Genomic DNA, 23,253 nt, shown 5'->3' with positions numbered 1-23,253 from the left:
GGGAGCAAGCTCCCTTTGATCCGCTCGACTTGCATGTATTAGGCACGCCGCCAGCGTTCGTCCTGAGCCAGGATCAAACTCTCCATAAAAGTGACGCACACAGATGTGCTAATGCCGACGTTGCAACAGGACGTTGCGAACTTAGTCGGTCACCTTTTGAAAAATCCATTAGCTCAAAATGTATCGCTAACGATACTTCTTAATAATTGACGAGATATCATGTATCTCTATTTCGCTTGGCTTTTGTTCAGTTTTCAAAGAACTCGGTATCGCTTGTTGGCGACTTTAATATCTTATCAATTAACGTTGTTAAAGTCAATAACTTTTTTTAAATCTTTTTTAATGACTTAACAGCTCGTTTCTGACAACGAGATTAAATATACCACCAGTTAGATAAACAGTCAATAGATTTTTTAGAAGATATCATCACCTTGCACCAATAAACCGACATCATTCAACTATATTAACTGATAACCAGTATACTTCTAATACTTAAATACTTTTAAATCTCCTTCATCATTGTAAGATTTTCTAAAATCATTGTCGCATTATGTAACAATGTACAAGTCTTTTTACCCACGAGATGATAAATTGAATCCTAAAATAGTTAAAATTTTTCAATTTTGAGGTGAGAGATATGGAAGATCTGCAACTACACTTAAATTTTGTTTGGGTTATTTTAGCAAGCATACTCGTACTAATTATGCAGGCTGGTTTTACTGCATTAGAAGCTGGCATGACTAGATCGAAAAATTCCATTAACGTAGCAATGAAGAACATTGTTGATATATTAATTGCTACCATTCTCTTTAGCCTTATTGGATTCCCTCTCATGTTTGGAGAAAGTATATCTGGTCTTATTGGTTTTAGTTCTTTTTTCTTCAAAGGTATGGAAGACGATCCTTGGATCTGGGCATTGCTTCTTTTTCAAATTGTTTTTGCTGGAACTGCCGCAACCATTGTATCAGGGACTATAGCTGAGCGTGTTAAATTTTCAGGGTATATCATTGGAACAATCTTGATTGTGTTAATTATTTATCCTCTGTTCGGACACTGGGCATGGGGGAGTTTGTGGATCGAAGGACAAGAAGGATGGCTTGAAGCACTCGGTTTTATGGATTTTGCCGGTTCGACTGTCGTTCACTCTGTTGGTGCATGGGTTGCTTTAGCTGCAGCTATCGTTATCGGTCCTCGGATCGGAAAATATACTGATGATGGCAACGTTCACTCCTTCACTGGTAGCAATGCTGTGCTAGCTACTCTCGGTGTATTTCTACTTTGGTTTGGATGGTTTGGCTTTAATGCTGGTTCCACTACGTTCGCTGATACAAATATTGCCCTTATTGCTCTTAATACACAACTTTCCGCTGTAGCTGGAGGCTTCCTCGCACTTATTGTTTCATGGTTTCTATATAAACGTCCACATGTTGAAAGCATATTAAATGGCGTATTGGGTGGTCTTGTCGCCATTACAGCAGGGGCTAATGTGATGTCACCAACCAACTCATTGATAATCGGTGCTCTGGGTGGAGCTATTGTTGTCTTATCTCATTATTTCATTGATCGAAAACTACGAATCGATGATGCCATTGGCGCTATAGCTGTGCATGGTGTTGCAGGAGCTTGGGGAACCATTGCTGTAGGCCTTTTTGGTAATGCAGAACTGCTAGCAGCTGACAGCCGACTCTTACAAATCGGTATTCAAAGCTTAGGTGTCATCGTTGCATTCATATGGGCTTTCGGTCTTGGCTTTATTTTGTATTGGGCCGTTAACAAAATACATCCACTTCGTGTGAGCCCAGAAGATGAAACCGCTGGTCTCAATGTATCGGAACACGGCGAACGCATTGCGATGGTCGATTCAATTGTTGCCATGCAAGAAATAGCCACCGCAAAAGGTGACTTAACAAAAACCTTACCAGTTGAGCCAGGAGAAGACACAGCTGAGCTTCACCACGCCTTTAATACATTACTACATCGTCTAAACGGGTTAATTGAACAAGTGAAAACAGAATCAACCTTTGTTTTCAGAACGTCTAATCAATTAATTGATCTAACGGAAAAACTAGAAAATAGTTCCGAAAAGCAAAAAGATTACTTAGATAAGTCTCAGGATTATTTTCAAGCCACAAAGAATCAATTAGCAGACGAACTCGTTACCGATGAACAAGTGCTTGCAACGATTCGAGAGTCCTTTAGCACAATGGAGCAACTAGGAAGTAAATTCGATTGGATTCAACGAGAGATCAAAGAAATGTCATCATCCATGAAGGACGTAACAATGTCAACAGCCGAAACAAGTGAATCAGTTAATGAAATGAGTAATCATATGGTTCAGATTTCACAGTTCTCTAGCAAAATCAAAGACATCATTACATCAATCACATCCATCACTGGGAAAATCAATCTTTTATCGTTAAATGCCCGAATTGAAGCCGCTAGAGCTGGCGAACACGGAAAAGGATTTTCTGTCGTAGCAGATCAAATACGTAAACTCGCTGATCAATCACAAGAAGCAACTCAGCAAATTTCAACGATTTTAAAAGATAATGCAACGATTATCGACTCAGGACAAACTCAACTCAAATCGTTTATGGAAAAATTCAGCTTATTACATCAACAACTCGAAACACTACCAAATCGTTTTACAACAATCGATGACAGTATCTTAGCCGTTAATAAAGAAACAAATTCCTTTATTAATAAATTGAATAAAATCAGCAAAGAAACCTCGCAAATGGGTGAAAATCGAATACGCCAGCAAGAAGACATGGAAGAACTCGTTAACATGATAGACAAGATGCACTTTATTACCGAAGAAACCAATTCATTATCAGGCTCCATTCGAGAAAACTCAATTGAAATGAAAAAACAAAGCAAAGGATTACGGAAAAGCGTTGAGCAATTCACAACCAAGCCCACAATCACACTTACTAATGGATAATGCATGATCCTCAATAAAAGAAAACAAGGCCGACTCGCATATGAGCCGACCTTGTTTATATGTTTTATCCTACTCTGATAAGAAGATAAAGTAAGCAAGGAAAACAAAGAATAGAACATACATAATCGGATGAACTTCTTTCCCTTTCCCTTTAAATAACATTGTAATTGGATACATAATAAAACCAATCGCAATACCAGTAGCAATGCTATATGTTAGCGGCATTGTCACCACTGTCAAGAAAGCAGGTACTGCAATTTCAAACTTCTTCCAATCAATCAACCCGAGCGAAGAAGCCATTAAGACACCAACGATAATTAAAGCTGGAGCCGTTACTTCTGCTGTTACGACTGCTAAAAGCGGCGAAAAGAACAATGCTATCAAAAACAAGAATGCTGTAACGACTGACGTAAAACCAGTCCGTCCTCCAGCAGCTACCCCTGATGAAGATTCAATATAAGACGTGGTCGTTGACGTACCAAGAATGGCTCCAATTGATGTCGCACTTGAGTCAGCAAGCAACGCTTTACCTGCGCGTGGTAGCTTGTTATCTTTCACAAAGCCCGCTTGATTCGCTACCGCATAAAGCGTTCCAGCTGTATCAAAGAAATCAACAAATAAGAATGTTAAAATGACAACGAGTAATTGAACAGTAAACACCGATGACCAATCAATCGCAAATGCTTGCCCAAATGTCGGCGCAAGACTTGGAACCGAGCCAACAATAGCATCTGGCACACCAATAATACCCGTCGCAATACCAGCAATCGACGTGGCAACCATCCCGTAGAAAATCCCGCCTTTATAGCCACGGACCATGAATATGACCGTTATGACAAGCCCGAAAATAGCAAGTAAAGTTGGGCCTTCTAAAACATGACCAAGTGATACAGCAGTTGCTTCATCCGGTATAACAATACCCGCATTTTTTAATCCGATAAAAGCAATAAACAGACCAATACCAGCAGCAGCCGCATACTTCAGCTCTGCAGGAATCGCATTAATAATTAATTCACGAATACCAAATAAAGTAATAAAAATAAAGATAATACCTGACATAAAGACGCCAAATAAAGCAACTTGCCAATCAATCCCGAGTCCTAGAACAACAGAATAAGCAAAGAAGGCATTTAATCCCATGCCTGGTGCTAGAGCAATCGGATAATTAGCTACTACACCCATAATAAGTGTACCAATTGCAGCGGCTAGTGCTGTTGCCGTAAATACTGCCCCTAAATCCATTCCCGCATCTCCAAGGATAAGCGGATTGACAAATAAAATATATGCCATTGATAAGAACGTCGTTAAACCAGCAACTGCCTCTCTTTTATACGTCGTCCCCTGTTCTTTAAAACCAAAATAACGATCCATTTTGTTCACTCCTACTTTTTGACTTATTCGTAATATACCTAAAAAAAGCTTCCAATATTTAACCATTGGAAGCTTAACTAACAAAAAATCTTCATCTATTCCACCATAAAGGGAACACCTTGATTTCTCGTAGTCAAGCCATTTACGGTAGCTTGGTAGAAACTCGCAGACCTTATCTCTGCCATTATACGAAGAATACGCTAGACGAATGCAAAGAAAAAAGAGCAATTTCTATTCTCCAATGCATCGCCAGCATCTCGATATTCTGTTAGTCAAAAAGTTTAAAACCTTAAAATAAAACTCGTTTATTCCCACTCAATTGTTGCTGGTGGCTTAGATGTCACGTCATAAACTACACGGTTGACATGCTTTACTTCATTAACAATTCGAGTTGAAATCAGTTCAAGAACATCCCAAGGAATACGTGCCCAATCTGACGTCATCCCGTCAATCGAAGTAACCGCGCGAATACCAACTGTGTAATCATACGTACGAGCATCGCCCATCACACCAACACTTCTCATATTAGGAAGCGCCGTGAAATACTGCCAAATTTCGCGGTCAAGACCTGCTTTTTTAATTTCTTCACGAAGGATCGCATCCGATTCACGAACAATTTCAAGCTTTTCATCAGTGATTTCACCAAGGACACGGATACCAAGACCTGGTCCCGGGAACGGTTGACGCCAAACCACTTCATCGCTCATTCCAAGCTCAGTACCAAGCTTACGTACCTCATCTTTAAACAAAGCTTTAAGGGGTTCGATTAGTTCAAACTTCATATCCTCAGGAAGTCCACCTACGTTATGGTGAGACTTGATCGTTTGTGCTGTATCTGTTCCACTTTCGATGATATCAGTGTAAAGTGTTCCTTGCGCAAGGAAGTCCATATCTTTTAACTTACCTGCTTCTTCTTCAAAAACGTAAATAAATTCATTACCGATAATTTTACGTTTTTGTTCTGGGTCAGATACTCCCTTCAACTTACTGAGGAAGCGTTCTTGAGCATCAATTTTAATAACATTCATGTTAAAACCTTCACTGAACATATCCATAACACCTTCTGCTTCACCTTTACGAAGAAGGCCATGGTCGATAAACATACAAGTAAGTTGATCTCCAATCGCCTTGTGGATCAAAACAGCAACAACAGAAGAATCAACCCCACCACTTAATGCACAAAGAACTTGTTTGTCGCCAACTTGCTCGCGAATTTTCTCGATTTCAAGTTCAATGAAGTTCTCCATTGACCATTCACCAGTGCATTGGCACACTTCAAATGTGAAGTTCTTTAACATGTCATTACCAAATTCTGAGTGACGCACTTCTGGATGGAACTGGACACCATAAAAGTGACGGCTTTCATCACTCATGGCAGCCACTGGACAAGATGGATTGTGCGCATCAACGACAAATCCTTCTGGAGGAGCAACAATTAAATCACCATGACTCATCCAAGCTGTTTGCTCAATTGGCAAACCTTGGAATATTTTCGATTGATTTTCAATTGTGATGCGAGCTTTTCCGTATTCACGGTGATTAGCCGCCTCAACTTTCCCACCAAAATGATGTGTCATTAACTGCATTCCGTAGCAGATACCAAGAATAGGAACCCCTAAGTCAAAGATCGCAGGGTCACATTGAGGTGCACCTTCCACATACGCACTATTTGGACCACCTGAGAAAATGATGCCTTTAGGATTCATGGCTTTGATTTCTTCTGCCGTTAGCTTGTTTGAATGCAATTCACTGTACACACCCAAGTCACGAATACGTCTCGTAATCAACTGATTGTATTGACCACCGAAATCAAGGACAACAATCATTTCTTGATTTAATTCACTCATGTTTCCACACCCTTTTATCTAAATTCAATTACACACACCGATCAAATAAAGAAAATAAAAAAAGCTAGAATTCACCTATTTGTCCAATTTCAACATACAAAGGCAGAATTCTAACTTATTTATCCTGCCTTCATAGTCAGATTATTTATGGTAATCCGGTAGAGACTCTTAGGCCTTATTCCTAAGGATATACGAAGGTTATTTCGTTATACACTTTTTAAGCACTGATTCATTTTATCAGTGACCCCTAAGTCGGTCAAGATTGGATTTTGCGGGTAAACGCTTCCCAATTAGGCTTTTGCACTGTCCAACTATTATCTTGCGGTTTTCCCCCGTACATGACACGTTCATACTCTGCTGTTAGCAATCGCATTTCCTTTGATTCAAAGTGTTGGTCGATCCGCTCTGCATATTCTCTAAGCGTCTCGCCATCCATCCGACGATAGCCAACATATTCTAATAGCCAGAGTAAGCGTTCATAAGCAGGAATAAAGGTTTTTTCATCCTGTTTCCTTCTAAATCGTTGCAACGTGTAAAACGTAACAACCTTCTTATTTTTGAACAACAGGAATAGCACACTACCAACAAATAAAATTCCCAACAACCAAGAGCCACCACGAATGGTCCAGCTACCTGATGCCATACCAGTTTCTAATTGCTCCTCTTCATCTTCTGAGTTGGCAAATACATCTTCTACATCAACATCTTCTTCAGCTTGTTCTTCCTCTGTTTCTACATGATCATTTGGGTCTTCATCAGGCTCAATAAACTCATATGCTGAAGTAAAGCCACTAGTTGGTTCAAATGGAACCCAACCTACTTCAGGGAAATACACCTCTACCCAAGAATGAGCATTTCCGTTCGTCACTTGATACACATCGCGTCCATCCTCAAGAGAATTGATTTGCTCACCTTGTGTAAATCCTTTTACCCAGCGCGCAGGAATATCTAACGAACGAAGCAGAACAACCATTGAAGTCGAGAAATTGTCACAATATCCTCGAAGTGTCTCAAATAAAAATTGATCGACATAATCTTCGCCCTCACCAGGTACAGCAACATCCTCTGTCTCGTAACGAAAAGTTGGACCAGATAAATAATTCTCAATCGCTTTGGCACGATCATATCGATTATCTTCTTCAGCCACCAATTCCTCTGCTAGTTCTCCCACACGATCAGGCAAATCATTAGGTAACTGCGTGTAGTAATCAAAAATGTCTGTAGGATCATTTTCACTTGATGACCTGAGACCTTCTATATGATAGGTAGGAAACCCATACTCATAACGATAATGGGACAGCTCGACTGGATTATTACCAATGAATGTCCTCGCTTTTTCCGTGTAAGCATCAAGAAATAACGTGACATCCATAATGCTAGAACGCGTGATGAGTTCACCTGGATAAAAAAGATGATTATACCCTCGATTCGCCTCTTCAGCGATGGCTACCTCAGCCTCTAGTTCTTCGATTTCTACAGTATTAGCATCAAGCTCACCATCGAATGGCGAAGTGCTTTCTAACGGAGGTGTGGTCGTCTCCCATCCTCGTCCCGTATAAAAATCCTTCGTTTCACCGCGCCAATAATGCGATCTAGTTGCAGCCGCATAGAAGACAGGCGTATTATCATCAACAAAGCCTCCACCTAGCTCTTCATCATTATCACCGTATCCAATTCTTTGCGGACCTTCTCCACCTTCAGCCCCGTCAATACCAACAGCTGCACGTACAAACGGAACAGGATCATCCCACTGCGGATCGAGCTTCGGCGAAAGAAAACCAAAAATACCTCCTGTCACGATCATTACAACAAGCAACATCGCAAGCCTTGCTGGTAGAAACTTCGGTGCAGAAGCTACTTTTTCCGTCTCAATCATTCGATAAATGGTTACAAGACCGAGCAAAAGAAATCCGATCACAAATGTACGGATAATGGCAATAGTCGCATCATAAACCGTAAATGTATCAATGATGGCAACATAGATCACCGTAAAAATAAGAAAGAATAAGATTCTCCTAGCATGAACAGTCCAATAGAATAATAGATAGCTCATAATCGCCAGTAAGATTAAAAAGAGGAAGCTACGAAACATATCCGATAGCGCGTACCACTCTCCATTGATCATCACATTCACATTTTCTCGCACATCCATCAAAAAATAGCTCACCCATTCAAGCGAAAAAAAAGGTCCGCCAAAGAAGACTAAATACACCCCATATCCAATCGAAATCGTCTTAATTAAGAGCGAAATCACAACAGGCAATTGTAAAAACGTCACAAAGAAAAAAACAGCCGTCAACAACACAAAAATGTGAATAAAACCTGTATCTGTAATGTGCGGGAGCGGAAGGAGCCATTCAAGCAAAAGCAAGAAACTTAGACCATATAGAAGGATATCCCTTCCTATTTCCAATTGTTTTTTTCCTGTAATCACACATCCCCCTCCCTTCTTTTACTCATTTTCTAATACATAGACGGTAATACCCATCTTTTCAAGTTCATTCACCATAACAGGATCAGCATTAGACACCATACAAATAGAAACAAAGCCCTTTTGTTCTAAGATTGTCTTACATGCAAGAACCGTCTGCTTGTCTAACTCTGCACAAACAAAATAGACATGCATCCCTTGCCACTCACGGTAAATACGGTGAATTGTTGGCAAAGGCTTCGAATTCGGCTCGACTTGAGCCAGCAGCTTCAAACCAGCAGCCAACGATTTCCCTCTGACATCAAAAGAGACAAAGTCTTGTGAGCGGACAGCTAAACGCAAAGTACTCTGCCCTTTAGCAAACTCCGTCATCAATGAAGCTGTTAATTCCACTGCATGCTCAAACGATTCCTTTGACGATTTAGATAAAAATGAATCAAACGCAATCAGAACCCCTTCACCTTGAAACGATTCAAATTCCTTTGTCATCAAGTTAGTCAAACGAGCCGATTGCTTCCAATCAATACTCGTGAGCCGATCCCCCGGTACATACTGACGCACACCCGCAAGAGAACGATCTTCTTGATAGGACTGACTTGCACGAATTCCTTCTAACTGTCTTGGACTCCCACTTGAGGGAACAGCCTTTAGCTTACGAACCCGTGGATAAACGAGGACGGTCGTCTCGCATTTTTGCGTCACCCTACGTTCAAACAATCCAAATAAATCACCAATCACAAGCGTTACATTACCAAAGGAATGAGCTCCTCGCCTCACCTCTGGAATTGTATATGAAAACACGAGCTGACGTTGAAACGAAAAGAAAAAAAGCGCACTAGACTCCACCCGTCTTAAGAGCTCAGGAGCTGCATCTTGAATGCGTACAAAAAAGAACGGCTGAAACCTTCGCTTATGAATAATGACCGTCACATCGACATCTTCCCCCGAATGAACAGTTTCTTTGCTAAGTATCCTCTCAATCCCTCTCACTTTAAAAGGAAGGATGGCAACGACAACCGTATATAAAAGTACAGTCGTGACACTATAAAAGAGAAACCAACTCACAAATCCACCTTGAAACATCGCATAAGAAAAAACAGATCCTAATAAAATTAGAATAAATAGATATTTAAAAAACGGACGAATGACGTTTAAAAATGTTCCTTTCACGACCTTGCAAGCCTTCTTTGATTTACTGGGATTGGAACTTCTTGAAGAATACTAGTGATGACTTGCTCTGCATATTGATCAGACATTTTACTTTCAGCCATCAACATCATGCGATGAGACAGAACATAAGGTGCTAGAAACTTCACATCGTCTGGAATGACATAGTCTCTGCCTTTCATAAATGCATATGCTTGTGACACTTTCATTAACGCAATCGTTCCACGCGGACTGACACCTAACTCAACAGAGCGGTGCGTTCTCGTTGCGTGTACAAGATCAACCATATATCCTTTCACCTCATCACTAACAAGAACGTTTGTAACTTCCTTTTGAATATCCGTAACCTCTTCTCTTGTCATGACAGACTCTAATGCTTCAAGCGGATGATGATGTTGAAGGCGGTTTAATACCTCTAACTCCTCCTGTGCACTCGGATAACCAAGTTGCAGCTTGATCAAAAAACGATCTAACTGCGCTTCAGGCAATGGAAACGTTCCTACATACTCAACTGGATTTTGCGTAGCCATGACAAAAAAAGGCTTACCAAGCTGAAGTGTCTCACCATCAACTGTCACACTACCCTCTTCTAACGATTCAAGCAAAGCAGACTGCGTCTTTGGCGACGTACGGTTAATTTCATCAGCAAGAACAATATTAGCCATAATCGGACCTGGACGAAATTCGAACTGCTGTGAATGTTGATTGTATATCGACACACCTGTCACATCTGAAGGAAGAAGATCAGGTGTAAATTGTATACGCTTGAACTCAGCACCTAAAGAACGCGCTATAGCCTTGACCATCATTGTCTTTCCAACACCTGGAACATCCTCAAGTAAAACATGCCCCCCTGCAAAAAGAGCCACGAGACTAAGCTCAACCTCTTTCCTCTTACCGACGACAACTTGCTCAATATTTTCTATTACTCTCTCCACTCGCTCAATCGCCACTTCCATCTAACTGCCTCCAATCTCATCAACCAATCTATTTCCATCATATCATCCCACACTTAAAAATTGCGTTATATTTGCATTACTAATTCGGTATTGTAAATGGCACACTTCATTTCACATTTCCTCATTTCCACATAAACAAACCTTATTTCTGATCCCCATATTAAAAAGAAAATTTCCCGATTTTATGTAAGCCTCTTTAAAATAAGTTTTCTTCTTTCCGCTTTTGCCCAGTCCGTTTAAATTCATCTGCATATTCTGTACTATCCTTATTGAAAGGTGGTGCCAGAATGAGCGGTCCAGGCGGTTTCCATAGCGGCTTTGCTTTACTTGTCGTTCTCTTCATTCTACTAGTTATCATTGGTGCTTCTTACTGCTGCTAAACACCTTAGTTAGAATGAGAGTTAACTATCATTGAAGAGCACCTATAAAGAGGGTGCTTTTTCATGTTTCATTTGAATAGTTCTACAAAAAATAAAATTAAAACATTTAAGCCGTAACAAAAAAAGAAACCTCTCGATATTTTACATCGAAAGGCTTCTTTTTCTATTATTTTTTAGTAATATGGATAGTAAGAGTAGTAAGGGTAATATGGATAATAGCCATATCCACCATAAGGATACAATGCACTTCCTGCTAACCCTCCAAGAAAACCACCAAGAAATGGTCCAGCACCAAACCCGTATCCATAATAAGGTCTTCTACCGTACCCCCAGCCACCATAAGGTCTTCTACCGAATCCGAATTGTCTTACTTGATCATCCGTTTCATACATTTTTAGTGTCCCTCCCTATTTTTCTAGTCTATTTACCTTATGCGAAGGGACATGGGTGGGTGATTAGATTGGGTTGTTAGCCTATTAATATATTCAATGTTTTGGTTCTACGCTTCGAGATGAAAGAGGGATTCGTGGTGGTTTTGAAATTTAAATACATCCTATGTTCTGGTTAAACCCTCGGCAAAAAAGGGTTGTATACATAACTTACATTAGATAGTACTATACCCTCAAACGTTTAAACAATATTTCTCGAAGTGATAAAAGCTTTTGGGAACTCCTTGCTTAAAATCACTCAAAATATTGATCCTTTCATGCTTCTGATCTATTAAATAGAAAATTCGGTTGGGGAAACACTGTCTCATTTCTTGTTTGCTTAGTTCTCAAGATAATCACCAAATTGTATTTTCTTTAACTATACATACGTAGCTTTCTTCATACACTAAATAACTCCTATCAAACCGCCAACACTCCATCCCAAACAAGCTTAGCACCAATAACAAGCAAAACAATGCGCAAGCAAAGAACAACGAGTTCACTTTTCATTCTATTATTTAAATAAGCACCGAACTTCGCACCAAACCAAGCACCTGCTGTCAGCCAAAGTGCAATGAGCCACTCAACATTCCCTAAGGCTAAGTGTGTAATCGAACCAGTGATTGATGAAAGAAAAATCATTAGCATGGATGTTGCGACAGCAATGTGTGCTGGAAAACCAAATAAAATGATCATTACGGGTACCATCATGGCGCCTCCACCAATCCCAAACATACCAGATAGCAAGCCAACGATAAAAGAAATTGGCCATGCCACACTCATACGATAACCGTAAGAAATCTCATTTCCATATTCATCAAGAGCCGATCGAACGACTGTCTTCTTTAATGAAATCGGTTTAAGTTTGTGTCGAACCATAAGTAAAAAAGAAATCATGATAATCAAAAGACCGAATCCGATTGAAAAAGGAGCGAGTTCTAGTCCCATCACCACATAAGCTCCTACAATAGCTCCTAGCCCACTTCCTGAAAAAAACAACAATGCACTTTTATAATCAATTTTCTGTTGCTTCATATAAGCTAGAGTGGAAGACAATCCCGTGAATAACACAACGACCATTGAGGTTCCTACTGCAGTTTGCGGACTTATTTCAATTAGTCCAGCAAACGCTGCTCCAATATATAGGAGTACTGGGACAATTACAATTCCTCCACCAATACCGACAAGACTCGCAAGTATTCCTGCAAGTAAACCGACAAGAATATAGATCAAAATGAACATTTCATCTCTCCTCTCTCTTCATCTCTTATGAAAGAAAAAGCCCGCGACTATCGAACAAAATCGACTTTCTCGAGCTTTTATCTCATTCTTATATTTAAAAACGCCTACTTACATCAACGCAATGCCGCAAAATCAAATTCTGGCACTAGCCCTTCCTTTGCCGCTCGTCCAAGCAATGCCTCAACAGCTGCATACCCGTCTTCTCCTAGGTTAGCCGTGAACTCATTCACATACAGGTCAATATGTGACTTTGCCACTTCTGGAGATAGTTCTTGGGCATGCTCCATTACATAATCGCTAGAGATTCTTGGGTTCGCCCAAGCATACTCAACTGATGCCCGTGCCCACTTCGCAATCTCATTTTTATCTAGAGATCTATGCGCAATAATGGCTCCTAAAGGAATCGGTAAATTCGTATCTTCTTCCCACCAACTGCCAAGGTCCGTCATCAAGTTCAAGTCATAGGAAGGATACGTAAAGCGCGCTTCATGAATGACCAGACCAGCATCAATTTTCCCGTCACGAACAGCGGGCATAATTTCGTGAAATGGCATTACGACAATTTCACCAACTCCACCAGGCACATTTTGCGCTGCCCAAAGTCTAAATAGCAAATATGCCGTTGATCTCTCACTAGGCACAGCCACTCTTCGACCTGCAATTGCTGTTGGATCGTTCGTTTTTTCTTTTGTTAACACGAGTGGACCACAGCCTCTACCAAGTGCACCACCACACGGTACTAACGCATACTCAGACAATACCCAGGGCAGCGCTCCGTAAGAGATTTTCAGCACTTCAGGTCCTTTGCCTTCAGCTGCTAGCTTATTTGTAATATCAATATCTGCATATGTCACATTTAGATTCGGTGCGCCTTCGATAAGACCATGCACCCAAGCATGGAAAACAAAGGTATCATTTGGACAAGGAGAAAAAGCAATATTCATCTTAGAACCTCCACTAATACGGAACTAGCCTTTTCTAATGCAGCTAGTGCCTCTTTTATTCGCCACGCATCCCGATCACGTGGGCCAACCATATTTGAGATCGCACGTATTTCCATAACAGGGACACCGAATTGCCGAGCAGCAACCGCAACACCGTATCCTTCCATCCCCTCAGCAGTAGCCCCTTCGACACGTTCTGCTAACATTTTAGCACTTTCAGTCGTTCCAGTGACTGTTGATAGAGTGAGAATCGGACCTGTATATGCAGATAATCCCGCTTTTTCTAGGCCATTCATAACATTAGTCACTAGATCTTCCTCCACTTTAATACGAGATGATCCTAAATTAAGCTCGTCCAAGCTTATGAATCCATCCGCTGATTCCGTCCCTAAATCAGCCGCAACAATCTCACTTGCTACGACAATCGATTCAACCTCAGCTTTTCCTACAAAACCACCAGCAATACCCGCGTTTATCACAAGGTGGTACTTCCTTGAACTAAGTGCAACCGCCGTACTTGCAGCAGCAACAGCAGAACCAACACCTGCAACGACAACATCAAAAACACTAGCCTCGCCAAGCCCTCGCAGTACAGCGTCCCTCTCAGCAGATACAGAGGTCATAATAAGGACGCGAAAATCTATATTTGACACATTTTTATGTAAATCATGATCCATTTATATACTCTCCTTTAACTGTTCACCACTTGTGTTCATATCAAAGTTGACTTTACATGATTTAGTGTAAGCTAATTAGAGTATACTTGGCTAGTATCAACTAACTAGGTTGAGCTGAATAACTTATGGTAGCTTTATACGATTAGCAGAATGTTCATTTGGCCAACTTTAAATAAAAAAATTCTATATTCTATTCGTTAAAGATGACACTAAAAAGCTAAGAAAAAACAGCATCGCTTTCTTCACAAATAGAAGAAAGCGATGCTGTTATAGCTGTATATTTTCATCCAAACTGCGCATGATGCAAGCGGCTATAAATTCCTTCTTCCTTCATTAGCTCTTCATGTTTACCTTGTTCGGCAATACCTTGCTTTGTCACAACCATAATTCGATCTGCATTCTTAATCGTTGCTAAACGGTGAGCAATGACTAGGGTTGTCCGTCCTTTTGACAATTCAGCTAGTGCTTTTTGAATCGCTACTTCTGTTTCTGTATCCAGTGCAGATGTGGCCTCATCAAGGATTAAAATTGGTGGATTTTTTAAGAACATACGCGCGATTGCGAGTCTCTGCTTTTGGCCACCAGATAACTTCACGCCTCTTTCCCCAATGACTGTCTCAAGTCCATCGGGTTGCGAGCGAATGAATTCATCTAGCTGCGCTTTACTAGCAGCCTCAATGATTTCTTCATCTGTCGCATCTAGCTTACCATAAGCAATGTTTTCTCGGATCGTTCCTGAAAAAAGAAAAACATCTTGTTGCACAATTCCAATCTGACTTCGTAACGATTCAAGCGTAATGTCTCGAATATCGACACCATCAATCTTAATCGTCCCTTCTTCCCTTTCATAGAAACGAGGCAATAAACTACAAAGCGTTGTTTTTCCAGCACCTGATGGCCCAACAAAGGCAATTGTTTCTCCTGCTCGAATCGATAAATCAATGTGATTCAACACTCGTTCTTGACCAGCATAGCCAAAAGAAACATTGTTGTATGTGATGTCACCCTTTACTTCCACATCTAAAGCATCAGGTGAATCAGCAATATCAGGAGCTGTATCAAGAACTTCAACATACCGTTTAAATCCAGCAATTCCTTTTGGATAGCTCTCAATGACGGCATTAATTTTTTGGATCGGTCCTAGTAGAATATTTGCGAGAAGAATAAACGCGACAAATTCTCCGTACGTTAACTCTCCTTGAATCACAAACCACGTACCGAATAAAAGCGTAAAAAGAGTAACAAGGCGCATGAAGAGATAATTGGCTGTTATATTTTGCGCCATGATTTTGTAAGACTGTAATTTCGTTTGACGATATTCTTTATTGTTCACCGCAAATTGGTCTTGTTCATGCTTTTCATTTGCAAATGCTTGGACAACACGAATACCACCAATGCTATCTTCAACTCGTGCATTGATATCGGCTACAGCAGTGAACATCTTTCGAAACGTTTGAACCATTTTTTTATTGAAATAGATCGCCAAACACGTTAACAAGGGAATAACAAAAAAAGAAATAATTGCTAGCTCCCAGTTAATTGTCAGCATAATTCCAAACGCTCCAACTAACGTCATCACCGCAACAAATAAATCCTCTGGACCGTGATGAGCCACCTCACCAATTTCCTCTAAATCTTTTGTCAGTCGAGAGATTGAATGCCCCGTTTTATTATTATCATAGTAGCCAAAGGAGAGCTTTTGCATATGCTCAAATAGCTTTCGTCGCATATCCGTTTCGATATTAATGCCAAGCATATGACCCCAGTATGTGACGACATAATGCAAGCCTGTATTTAATAAATAAATCAACAATAAACCTACACAAGCCCACAAAATAATTGACCAATTCCCTTCAGGCAGCAGACGATCAATGACTTGATTCACAGCTAGCGGAAACGCTAACTCAAGCAACCCAACTAAGACTGCACAAGAGAAATCAAGAATAAATAAAAATTTATAAGGCTTATAATAAGAGAAAAAACGTGCTAACAATAAATCCACTCCTTCTTCTTGCAAAAAGAGATTGAGAGGATACAAGAACACACATGTCGTACCCATACCACTTTTTGTTTTTCTGAAATCTTGTATGTTGATAATGATAATCAATTATAAACGAGGGATCCGTTTATTTCAATGCCCCATGGTGTAGGAGCTTTTAGCAAAACTTCTATGAAAAAAAAGCTCTCGTTAGATGAAACGAACCTAACGAGAGCTACCATTTTAAAAGTACTAAAAACAACAAAAATTTTTAAAAACGCTTCTAATCTAGAACCTTATCATCCATAAAGATTAGAAACATAAACAGGTTATTACTCTTAATAAGTATTTTGTTCATTTTGTTCACAAGTAGACATACCGACGCTCAGGTCTTCCGACATCCCCATACTTAAGATTGGCCTCTACCTTATGAATAGAGACCAAATATTCCAAGTAACGTCTAGCAGTAGAGCGACTTACCCCGATTTCCGCCCCTAACTCAACAGCTGTCATACCACCATCACTCTGTTTTAAAATATCTTCTATCTTATCTAATGTAATGCGATCAATTCCTTTTGGTACGACTTCATTAGACACTGTTTTTAAAGGATGTAACTCCTTTAAGCCAGTTAGCAGATCAATTTCCTCTTGCTCCATTTCACTCTTTGAGCTAAGAAGAATTCGCTGATCGCGATATCTTTTTAATGTATGTTCGAATCTCGTAAAATCTACGGGTTTGACAATATAATCAAAAATACCGCCACGCAACGCTTCTTCAATTGTTACCACTTCTTTAGCGGCAGTTATCATAATCATATCAATATCATGATAGGTTTTACGGATTTTCCAGAATAAATCCAAGCCAAAAACATCAGGAATATACACATCTAGCAAAATGAGATCTGGTAGTAAGTCGCTATTTTCAAGGTATGCTAACGCTTCTTTTCCTGTTTTAGCGATAGCTAGTACCGTAAAACCATCTATTTTCTCAACAAATTGACGATTGATTTCAGCAACTCGAAAATCGTCTTCCACGATTAAAACATGAAATACATTACCCATTCGTCTCTCCTTTAGTCCTTTGGTATCGTTATGATAAAACAAGCCCCTCCAAGTTCTGCGTCTTCTAAAAAAATCGTCCCCCCGACATCAGCTATGATTTGCTTTGACAACGCTAGCCCAATGCCACGGTGTGAGCCTTCCTTCGTTGAAAATCCTTGCTCAAATATATGAATCTCATCCTCTTCTGAAACGCCAGGTCCTGAATCTTCAATTTCAAAAATCATGTCCTCTCCTAAATCGGTGAAAAATAGCTTAATCCGACGATCTGGTTGACCTTTGACTGCTTCTATCGCATTTTCAATGACATTCCCTAACACCGTTAAAAGTACTTCTCGTTTTTCCCCTGATACTTGATGTGTCAGACTACTTTCTGGATCAATTGACAACGACACTCTTAGTTCGTTCGCCTGGTTTAATTTACCTAATAGTATAGCGCCGATCAAAGGATCAGGGACTTTTTCAAGCAAAAAGCGAATCCACTCTTGCTGAATGTCACTCTCTTTTCGAATAAAATCTACTGCCTCTTGTTTTTGATCTAGCTGTAGTAGTCCTAAAATGGTATATAATTTATTTGTAAACTCATGTGTTTGAGCTCTTAAGGCATTGGCATATTGTTTTATTCTTGATAATTCTTTTGTTAAATGTTCCATTTCCGTTTTATTACGAAATGTCGAGACAGCCCCCATCATCGTTCCCTCATAATAAATAGGAACTCGATTGACAACGACAATGTGCTTCCCAACAATCATTTCCCTATCATATTGACTTTCCCCAGATTCTAGGACTTCTAGTAATCTAGTATCAGGCAAAAATTCTTGAATAGGCTTCCCTACATAATTGATTTTTGTTTCACCTTCAAAAAGTAATCTCTCAGCAGCTGCATTCATTAACGTGATCAAACCATTTTTGTTCACGGCGATAATCCCTTCATGGGCAGATTGTAAAATCGTCTCTTTTTGAAGAAATAGATAAGATATTTCTTCAGGTTCTAAACCAAACAACACCTTTTTGATATATTGAGCAATCAAAATTGCCCCTACGATTCCGATTCCAGCAATGAGTAACAATACATACCATAACTCTTGAATAGAGCTACTAATATTCCTATCAACATCCTCAACCAAAAAACCGACAGAGACAACACCGATCACATCTTCCTCATCAGAAATCACTGGTACCTTACCACGTAAAGACGGTCCAAGTGATCCAACTGCTCTTGAAACGTAAGACTCCCCGTATAGAAAAGCACGCTCATTATCCTCTCCTACCATCTTTTCTCCAACAAGTTCTGGCACTGGATGAGCATAGCGAATTTCTTGTCTATTCCCGACAACAATAAACTCAGCACCTGAAGCTTCCCGAATTGGTGTCACAAGAGGTTGAATGACAGAAGCAGGATCATCTAGTTCAAAAGCGGCTTTTAACTCAGGAATATTTGCTACACTTTGAGCAACACTTAACGCTCTTTCTCCAACCTGATTTTCTAAAGCCTCTGAAAAAAAAGATTCCAGAAAAACCGCCATTATAGCGAACATTCCGATAATTAAAAGCCCAATTAAAAGGATCATTTTCATTTTCAATGTAAGCTTTACATTTGGCTTACTAGCATGCTTTTTTGTATCGATTCGATTAAACTGAATCATAGTCAGATGCTCCTTTTTACGGACTATCTCTATTTGTTAAGATCATAATTAGCATAAGGCATGACTTCTAAATTGTAAATGTATGTTATCTCTTCATATATGGCCCATAAAGCTTTACGATTAGATCGAGATGTTTATCGTCATTTCATTAGGGTACTTAGGTTTACATAAACTAGAGATTCATTCATCAAATAATAGACAGCATAGATTCGAGAGGAGAAAAGAAACAATGGCATTAAAAATTTTTTATGAGGAATTGGATGGGATGTTATCTCCAAAATTAGTGCTTTTGCCAAATATCTTAAATGAAGATTCTACAATGCTTACCTATAGTGTTGAAATTCCATTTGAGCGATTTTATCAAGAGGACTTTCATGACGATTTACGTATTATCTCTGTTTCCCAAGCAGCCTTACAGCCATGCCCATTTTATGACCACCAGTTTCATATGAACATTCATCAGATAAGACTTGATATAGAGAAACAAGGCCATGACCCACGCTCAATCGAGGAGACCGAGTATTTTAGTTGTCTAGTAGATGATTTGCAGGAGCTACTTGCTTATGATGTAGTGAGGAGGTTTGTTGGCTAACGAAACCATTCGAGAGGCATTGGGAATTCCAATGCCTCTTAAAATATATTCAATGTCCCCCTGTTAATTCAAACAAACTTCTTTTCAATTATGAAATTGTCATACTTAAAGACCACTTCTCTTCTTTGCCTATTTCTTCATTACTATCAGAACAATACCCAATTACTCTTCTCCTTTTAAAAATATATACCCTGCTAATTTTATGATTAAATACCCCTAAATTCGACATTTTTTTCAACAAATGAAGATTATACTTATTTGTATTGAACATTTAGGCCTAAAAACCAAATATGTTATTCTTTAAAAAATGATCAGAAAGTCCGATATAAAGATAACATGGTTTTCAATTAAATACTATTATTTACATATATAATGATTGAACCTAGGGGGCAAAATAAATGCTAAAATATTATTCCTATTTTTTCACTTTTGTTATTGTGTTTTTTTTAGGGCTATTTACTAGTGGCCATGCAGAAGCAAATTCAGTTATTAAAGGGACGTTTGTCGATGTGACCTATCAAGAGGTACGAATAAGTGAGGAAGTCACAGAAAAAAGATTGAAAGACATTACAATTGAAAATTCTCAAGGTCGAACGATTACACTAGCGATTGACAAATACGCTGTCCTTACCGTTGATACTCTTCCAACAACGATCGAGGCTTTTAAACCTGGGATGGAAGTCGAAGCCCATGTGAATTTCCGCCGTGTGAAGGAGCTTCATGGAAAATCAACAGAACACCCGGGGAAAATTGCATATGGCGATAAGGTCGTATCTGGAGTTGTCAACCGAATTGACCCGAATGGACGCTTTCTTTCGATTCAAGTAGATAAAAAAGGGACAGAAACATATTATGTCACTGGAAATACAAAGGTATTTAAAGGAACAAGCTTAGTTGATTTAAGTGTGTTATTTGAAGGAGACCGAGTTAAACTTAGCTTTCAAGAGTATGATACGAATGATATAAGTTCAATTGAGATCAACACACAAGGAACGAAAGTTGAATACTTATATAAAGCGACAATTGAGCGAATTGACCCTATCCGCAATACACTGGTCGTAAAAGATGCAAAGGTATTTGAGAATTGGGATTGGAGACATTTTCATGGTGCAGAGAGCACATCTTTTTCCTATTCTTCAAATACACCTATTTATGTTGGAAACCAAAAGATCCAACGTGATCGAATGCGTTTTTATCAAAATAACGAGGTTTATTTTGTCACCGTTAGTGAATTCGGAAAAGAAGTGATTAAACGAATTGTCATTAAAACAAAAAATGAGCGAACCTTTTATGAACCGATGCGTTCTGTAAACCTTAACTCTAAATTGATCGGCTTACAAAAAAGTGGAGCGATTCGTTACCACGATGGAACCATTCTTATCCGAAATGGTCGATTAGTCGATTCTAATAGCTTAACTGCTTTCGGAACCGCCTTTGTTATTACCGAAGGAGCCCAAACAAGTCAGTATGCAAATGTGGTTCACATCACAAACGACGGATTCCAAAGTCCGAACTTAACAGATCATACCATCTACTATGGTCGCATAAGTTCTGCCAATTCTTATGAGCTAAAGTTACAAAATGTGTTGTCATTAGAAAATAACTATTGGGCAAACGTTAGAACAGCAAGGCTATTTTATAGTAATGATACCGTTGCAGTGAGAGATTCCTCAGCTGGCGTGCTATCAATCGTTGCCAAGAACGAACTGGATGATTATATTGGCGAATACGGATATTTTTATGTCACAAATGATACGATTGTCGGTGCTCACATTGTCGGAAGAAACAATCCTCACGCAAGACTCGTCTCAGTCGGTCGAATTAATGATTTGATCCACGATCCAACACAAAGAAACGATGTGATTGAAATGAAAGTACGTAATGTTAGTCAGTGGGCAAATGGATCATGGATAGAAACTGGTGCTATCGAACGGATGAATATAAAACAAACAACGATTATTCGCGAAGGAAAAATCATTTCTGCTAATGAGTTAAATATAAATGACAGGGTCTACATCCTTCATGAATCACGTGTTAAAGGACGAATCCTTTTAGTAAATTAACAAAAAAATAGTCTTATAAGCACATTGATTATAAGACTATTTTCATAAAATGATCATTTTCTATTAAAGGGGACTATTATGTGTAACATTTTTGCAAGTCTGTTCAAAAAAATCTCTATTGGTATTAGTCTATCGATCATCACTATCTTCATCATGAGTCCACCAGCTGGAGCCGCGCCTCCAGATTTTAATGGTGGTATAAACAACGAGTATACATATGAGGAGTACATCTTTCTATCTGGAGAACCAGTTAAGTTTAGTGGACAAGTCACGGTAACAGAACGAGAACGTAATAACCAAATCACAACAAACTACCGTTTCAATTTAACAAATGCAGCTCAAGAAAAGCTAACTCGTAATGTAAGCTATATAACCAATCTAGCGGAGCGAACAGATAAAGGTCAAACAACAACGACAACTTCGGTTAATAGTTACAATGAGAAAACAACAATCGAAGGTACAACTTATACTTTAGATGATTACCAACTATCTCAAGGAATGATTATTGATAACCGACCTGCTTCAGACTACTATTCTGGCAATATTGTTGGTAGAAAAATATATAAAGTAAACAACCAATCCGATATCACAGTTCATTTCAGTGGTCGAAATGTTGGTTATGAGAATTTTTGGGGTGGCACAGAAACACAGATTATCGATTATCAAATCCTCTCAGATCGAGGAGAAGCTTTTATTACTAGTAAAGTGTCCGATAGTAAATCAAAAACCTTAAAATACGAGCCGCATGACCCTTCTTTATCTAGCTTTACCGGCGGACATGCTCGCATTAGCCAACAGGATATGATTGGTGAGTATACATACAATATCCCTTATGGAAATGGAACAGGAATCATCCATCTCAATCAAGAGATGGTTCCAATTATTGAAAGACTAATTGTACCAAAATTTCGTGATTTAACTGGACATTGGGCTCGAGATAATATTGAACGTTTATACTCTTTAGGTGTTTTTGATGAAACGACCCAGTTTTTCTCGCCTAATACGGTTATGAATCGATACCAATTTACAGTTGGTGTCATGAAAGCTGCTGATATACGTGTGTTAGTAGAACCACGAAACCAGCGAGCACCTAGACAAGCGATGTTCAGTGATCTCGATCCACGTGATCCTGATTACTTGTACATTGAAAGTGCTGTTAAAAAAGGAGTCGTAAATGGAATAAATAGCAGTCAGTTTGGACGCAAAAACGGATTGACACGAGCTCAAGCTGTCACGATTCTCATCCGAGCCTTAGGATTAGAAGATCGTGCTCCATCACCTGGATACCGAACGAACTATGTTGATAATGCACAAATCCCTTATTGGGCAAAAGATAGTGTGTATGTCGCTACAGAAATTGGCTTAATTTACGGTGATAATCAAAACCGTTTTAACCCAAATCAACCTGTAACAAGAGCTGAAGCTTCAGCGATGATCATCCGCTACCTTAACTTCTTGGAGAACGACTTAAAGCAAAATTACCGAGATGATATGCTGTTTTTCTAATAACTGAAAAAGGATGACC

17 protein-coding genes, 1 rRNA gene and 2 riboswitches are annotated in these 23,253 nt (G+C 39.3%); of the genes, 5 read left to right on the top strand and 13 right to left on the bottom strand.

Annotation, left to right across the window (positions count from 1 at the left end):
- Positions 1-89: ribosomal RNA gene (locus IQ10_RS16160) — 16S ribosomal RNA — on the bottom strand; the annotation flags it as partial.
- Between the two features lie 548 nt (positions 90-637).
- On the opposite strand from IQ10_RS16160, the gene amt reads away from it, so the two are divergent.
- Complete coding sequence (amt, locus tag IQ10_RS16155) at positions 638-2,944, top strand: ammonium transporter (protein WP_144451505.1); 2,307 nt, start codon at positions 638-640, stop codon at positions 2,942-2,944.
- Positions 2,945-3,013: 69 nt separating this feature from the next.
- On the opposite strand, the gene IQ10_RS16150 is transcribed toward amt, so the two are convergent.
- The 5 genes from IQ10_RS16150 to IQ10_RS16130 form a co-directional block, all read right to left on the bottom strand.
- The gene (locus tag IQ10_RS16150) at positions 3,014-4,315 is read right to left on the bottom strand and encodes an NCS2 family permease (protein WP_144451504.1); all 1,302 of its coding nucleotides are present in this window, start codon (positions 4,313-4,315) and stop codon (positions 3,014-3,016) included.
- 110 nt (positions 4,316-4,425) lie between these two features.
- Positions 4,426-4,527: riboswitch (purine riboswitch) on the bottom strand.
- Between the two features lie 93 nt (positions 4,528-4,620).
- Positions 4,621-6,162 carry a glutamine-hydrolyzing GMP synthase gene (gene guaA, locus IQ10_RS16145; protein WP_144451503.1) on the bottom strand — a complete coding sequence of 514 codons (1,542 nt, stop codon included), beginning with the start codon at positions 6,160-6,162 and terminating at the stop codon, positions 4,621-4,623.
- 113 nt (positions 6,163-6,275) lie between these two features.
- Positions 6,276-6,377: riboswitch (purine riboswitch) on the bottom strand.
- Positions 6,378-6,418: 41 nt separating this feature from the next.
- Positions 6,419-8,596 (bottom strand): transglutaminase TgpA family protein, encoded by a 2,178-nt coding sequence (locus tag IQ10_RS16140; RefSeq protein ID WP_144451502.1) that lies wholly within the window; start codon positions 8,594-8,596, stop codon positions 6,419-6,421.
- 18 nt (positions 8,597-8,614) lie between these two features.
- The gene (locus tag IQ10_RS16135; RefSeq protein ID WP_144451501.1) at positions 8,615-9,763 is read right to left on the bottom strand and encodes a DUF58 domain-containing protein; all 1,149 of its coding nucleotides are present in this window, start codon (positions 9,761-9,763) and stop codon (positions 8,615-8,617) included.
- The gene (locus tag IQ10_RS16130; RefSeq protein WP_144451500.1) at positions 9,760-10,719 is read right to left on the bottom strand and encodes an AAA family ATPase; all 960 of its coding nucleotides are present in this window, start codon (positions 10,717-10,719) and stop codon (positions 9,760-9,762) included. Before IQ10_RS16130 ends, IQ10_RS16135 begins: the two co-directional genes overlap by 4 nt.
- A 287-nt stretch (positions 10,720-11,006) precedes the next feature.
- On the opposite strand from IQ10_RS16130, the gene IQ10_RS16125 reads away from it, so the two are divergent.
- Entirely contained in the window at positions 11,007-11,099 is a 93-nt protein-coding gene (locus IQ10_RS16125; protein WP_144451499.1) for a YjcZ family sporulation protein, read from the top strand.
- Between the two features lie 173 nt (positions 11,100-11,272).
- Here IQ10_RS16125 and ymaG read toward each other — a convergent pair whose 3' ends face one another.
- The 7 genes from ymaG to IQ10_RS16090 form a co-directional block, all read right to left on the bottom strand.
- Positions 11,273-11,491, bottom strand: coding sequence for an inner spore coat protein YmaG (ymaG, locus tag IQ10_RS16120; RefSeq protein WP_144451498.1), 219 nt, complete (start codon positions 11,489-11,491; stop codon positions 11,273-11,275).
- Between the two features lie 456 nt (positions 11,492-11,947).
- Positions 11,948-12,769 (bottom strand): sulfite exporter TauE/SafE family protein, encoded by an 822-nt coding sequence (locus IQ10_RS16115; protein WP_144451497.1) that lies wholly within the window; start codon positions 12,767-12,769, stop codon positions 11,948-11,950.
- A 113-nt stretch (positions 12,770-12,882) separates the two neighbouring features.
- A complete protein-coding gene (locus IQ10_RS16110; protein ID WP_144451496.1) occupies positions 12,883-13,713 on the bottom strand; it encodes a 1,4-dihydroxy-6-naphtoate synthase in 831 nt (276 codons plus the stop codon).
- Complete coding sequence (locus tag IQ10_RS16105) at positions 13,710-14,390, bottom strand: futalosine hydrolase (protein ID WP_144451495.1); 681 nt, start codon at positions 14,388-14,390, stop codon at positions 13,710-13,712. Before IQ10_RS16105 ends, IQ10_RS16110 begins: the two co-directional genes overlap by 4 nt.
- Before the next feature lie 283 nt (positions 14,391-14,673).
- Positions 14,674-16,383: an ABC transporter ATP-binding protein gene (locus tag IQ10_RS16100; protein WP_144451494.1), complete on the bottom strand. Its 1,710-nt coding sequence runs from the start codon at positions 16,381-16,383 to the stop codon at positions 14,674-14,676.
- Between the two features lie 348 nt (positions 16,384-16,731).
- Positions 16,732-17,430: a response regulator gene (locus IQ10_RS16095; RefSeq protein WP_144451493.1), complete on the bottom strand. Its 699-nt coding sequence runs from the start codon at positions 17,428-17,430 to the stop codon at positions 16,732-16,734.
- A gap of 11 nt (positions 17,431-17,441) precedes the next feature.
- Positions 17,442-19,073 carry an ATP-binding protein gene (locus tag IQ10_RS16090; RefSeq protein ID WP_144451492.1) on the bottom strand — a complete coding sequence of 544 codons (1,632 nt, stop codon included), beginning with the start codon at positions 19,071-19,073 and terminating at the stop codon, positions 17,442-17,444.
- Positions 19,074-19,302: 229 nt separating this feature from the next.
- Here IQ10_RS16090 and IQ10_RS16085 point away from each other — a divergent pair, with 229 nt between their 5' ends.
- The 3 genes from IQ10_RS16085 to IQ10_RS16075 all read left to right on the top strand — a co-directional run bounded on the left by IQ10_RS16085 (position 19,303) and on the right by IQ10_RS16075 (position 23,234).
- Positions 19,303-19,665, top strand: coding sequence for a hypothetical protein (locus IQ10_RS16085; protein WP_144451491.1), 363 nt, complete (start codon positions 19,303-19,305; stop codon positions 19,663-19,665).
- A 398-nt stretch (positions 19,666-20,063) separates the two neighbouring features.
- On the top strand, positions 20,064-21,728 hold the full coding sequence (locus IQ10_RS16080; protein ID WP_144451490.1) for a hypothetical protein: 1,665 nt from the start codon (positions 20,064-20,066) through the stop codon (positions 21,726-21,728).
- 78 nt (positions 21,729-21,806) lie between these two features.
- Positions 21,807-23,234 carry an S-layer homology domain-containing protein gene (locus tag IQ10_RS16075; RefSeq protein WP_199757442.1) on the top strand — a complete coding sequence of 476 codons (1,428 nt, stop codon included), beginning with the start codon at positions 21,807-21,809 and terminating at the stop codon, positions 23,232-23,234.
- The last annotated feature ends 19 nt before the right edge of the window (positions 23,235-23,253 follow it).

It is taken from the genome of Halalkalibacter nanhaiisediminis (genome assembly GCF_007830185.1).
Lineage (GTDB): Bacteria > Bacillota > Bacilli > Bacillales > Bacillaceae_D > Halalkalibacter > Halalkalibacter nanhaiisediminis.
Note: the sequence above shows the minus strand (reverse complement) of the source record. Positions and strands in the feature narration are given on the sequence as shown.